The sequence below is a fragment of the Thalassospira sp. MCCC 1A01428 genome, assembly GCF_002115825.1.
Lineage (GTDB): Bacteria > Pseudomonadota > Alphaproteobacteria > Rhodospirillales > Thalassospiraceae > Thalassospira.
This window is the reverse complement of record NZ_JFJZ01000160.1, coordinates 1-631: the sequence shown is the minus strand read 5'-3', so window position 1 is coordinate 631 and position 631 is coordinate 1. Positions and strand designations below refer to the sequence as shown.

Sequence of the window (631 nt, the reverse complement as noted above, 5' to 3'; positions counted from 1 at the left end):
AATTGGGTTCAGACCCTAGGCGCTGCGATGGCGTGAGGGAAATACCATAGCAGTGCCCTCGTTCGGGCTGGAATGAGAAGGCCTTGCCGCCGCAAAACCCTTACGAAGCAAACAGGGAACCACCAACATCGTCAGCAACAAGATGACACCCGGCAAAGCCAGACGTTGCCACAACGCCTGAAAATCGGCACCGACATCGGCAAATGTCCAGGCGGCGGTACCTGCGAATGTCAGCACGTAAAACCAAAAGCCCATCATTGACATGCGGATCATGAAAAATCCGGCCAAAAACAACCCGGCCCCCGCAGCCGCATAAAAAACCGATCCACCCAGCATGATCAGCCAGACACCACCGGCGAAAATTGGCATCCCTGCACACAGAATTACAACCGCCAGTGCCAAAACGGCCCAATAGGCAATACCGCGCGATCTGGCGGGAGTTGGTGCTGTATCTGTACCCATAATGTCAAATACCCGAATGCAAGATCGTAAATGAAAACACTAGGATCAAAACGCTGCCGCATCTGGAAAGGTTCCAAATATTATTTGGCGACGACGCACTATTTGCTGCAAATTTCAAAACACACCAAATCAGCATTCGGACAACAAAAAACGGGATGCTAAAGCACCC

1 protein-coding gene is annotated in these 631 nt (G+C 51.5%); it reads right to left on the bottom strand.

Going from position 1 to position 631, the window contains the following annotated elements; genetic code table 11:
• Positions 1–15: 15 nt before the first annotated feature.
• Positions 16–462 carry a hypothetical protein gene (locus THS27_RS26400; protein WP_085595977.1) on the bottom strand — a complete coding sequence of 149 codons (447 nt, stop codon included), beginning with the start codon at positions 460–462 and terminating at the stop codon, positions 16–18.
• Positions 463–631: the final 169 nt, after the last annotated feature.

What these genes read in the sequence shown, in the direction of transcription:
- THS27_RS26400 (WP_085595977.1), bottom strand. Translation starts at nt 462, where the DNA reads ATGGGTACAGATACAGCACCAACTCCCGCCAGATCGCGCGGTATTGCC.